A 1,703-nucleotide genomic window follows, 5' to 3' on the forward strand; every position below is an offset into this window, starting at 1 on the left:
CTAAGGGCTTGCAGATCATTAACACGTCGTCTTGATCTTGTTGTCCTCGCTGGTCTGTGCCTGGACCCGGGCCTGAAGGGCGGCGAGGGCCGTGGGTGGGGTTGTCGCCGGTGGGATGGTGATGCCGTGTGCCTCGAGCAGTCGCCGGTTGTTCAAGAGGGTGCGGTGCATTGCGGTGCGGCTCGTGCCGAACAGCACGGCGAGGGGTTCCGCGGCCAGGGCGGCCCGTAGGTGGAGCACGGTGGCCAGGACCTGGTCGGGGAAGGCCAGCCGGGGCGGGCGGCCGCGCCGGATATCCCCGTCCGGGGCCAGGGTCTCAGTGAGGTCGTTCAGTTGCTGGAGGGTCATCCCGGTCAGTGCGGGATCAGAGAGCAAGGCCTGGTTCCACTCCGGATCCGGCGTCTGCGGGGCCCGGGCCGCCGGGATTACAGGTGATGGCTGGGGGTGCAGTGCATAGTTCCAGGCGCCCTGGAACGCGTGCCGGGTCAGCGGCAGGGCGGCCATCTCCGCGTCTTTGATACGGACTCCGGTCGGGTAGGTGTTGGTGTCGAGTTCGGCCCTCACGCGCAGTCCGGTGCGGGTGGTGGTCGCGGCGATCGACTGCACGATGACTTCGTGGCTGGTCAGCGGGCGGCCGCTCCAGTTCATGGTGATGTGCGAGAACAGCCGGTGCTCGATCTTGTTCCACTTCGAAGTGCCCGGTGGTAGGTGGCACACGGTGATCGTCAGCCCGGTTTCAGCGGCGAGTTGAGCCAGCTCGAGCTTCCATGCCCGGGTGCGGTAGCCGTTGGATCCGCCGGCGTCGGCGGTGATCAGGAGCCGTGTCGCTCGCGGGTAGGCAGCCTGGCCCTGGTCGTGCCACCAGCGGCGGATCGATTCCACGGCGAACGCGGCGGTGTCGTGATCGGTGCCGACGTTGACCCAGCCGGTGTTCGCGGTCAGATCGTAGATCCCGTAGGGGACGGCCTTGCCCAGCTGCGGGTCGGCGAAGTCGTGGACGCTGACCGGGACGGGCTCGCCGGCGGGACGCCACTGGCGGCCGCTGTTCTTGAAGTCGCCGACGAGTTCCTTCTTCTTGGTGTCCACGCTGATGACCGGCTGGCCGGCGTCCCGGTGGTTGCGGGCTTGCTCGTTGAGGTAACGGAACTGGGTGTCCCGGTCCGGATGCTGGTTACCCTCGAGTGTCTTCGCGTTGGCCTGCAGGCTGAAGCCTTCCTCCCGCAGCAGGTCGCCCACGGTATCGGCGCTGATCCGGTGCCCGGCCCGGGCCAGCTCCGCCGCGATCGTACGGGTCGATTTCACAGTCCACCGCAGCGGCGACATCGGGTCGCCTCTCTCATCGGGCTCGACCAGCGCCAGCAGTGCCGGCCGCAGCCCCGGGTCCAGATCGGCGACCCGTTTGCGTCCTCCGCCGGGACGCCGGACTCGCCCCAACGGCTCGTCGCCGGATTCCAGCTCGAACACGCCATCGCGGACCGTCGTCTCACTGACCTGGGCCGCCCGAGCGACAGCGCGGATGCCACCATGCCCCAGCAGCCGGGCCTCGGCCCCCATCAACAGCCGTCGCTGCCGCTCGTCCAGATGCGGGAACAACACCGCGAACTTCGCGCAGAGTTGGTCACGGGTCTCGTCCGGGATGCGCATACCAGACCAACGAGCCCCAGGTCGGGAAGCAACACCTTGATGATCTGCAATCCCTTAGC

The 1,703-nt window shown here is 68.0% G+C and carries 1 protein-coding gene; it reads right to left on the reverse strand.

Annotation, left to right across the window (positions count from 1 at the left end):
- Positions 1-18: 18 nt before the first annotated feature.
- Positions 19-1,644: an ISAzo13-like element ISStsp1 family transposase gene (locus ACFY04_RS43675; RefSeq protein ID WP_389126640.1), complete on the reverse strand. Its 1,626-nt coding sequence runs from the start codon at positions 1,642-1,644 to the stop codon at positions 19-21.
- Between the last annotated feature and the right edge of the window lie 59 nt (positions 1,645-1,703).

The sequence above is a fragment of the Streptomyces sp. NPDC001549 genome (genome assembly GCF_042894025.1).
Lineage (GTDB): Bacteria > Actinomycetota > Actinomycetes > Streptomycetales > Streptomycetaceae > Streptomyces > Streptomyces kutzneri.

Excerpts from the sequence above, each read along its gene's own strand:
- ACFY04_RS43675 (WP_389126640.1), bottom strand. The coding sequence starts at position 1,644 with ATGCGCATCCCGGACGAGACCCGTGACCAACTCTGCGCGAAGTTCGCG.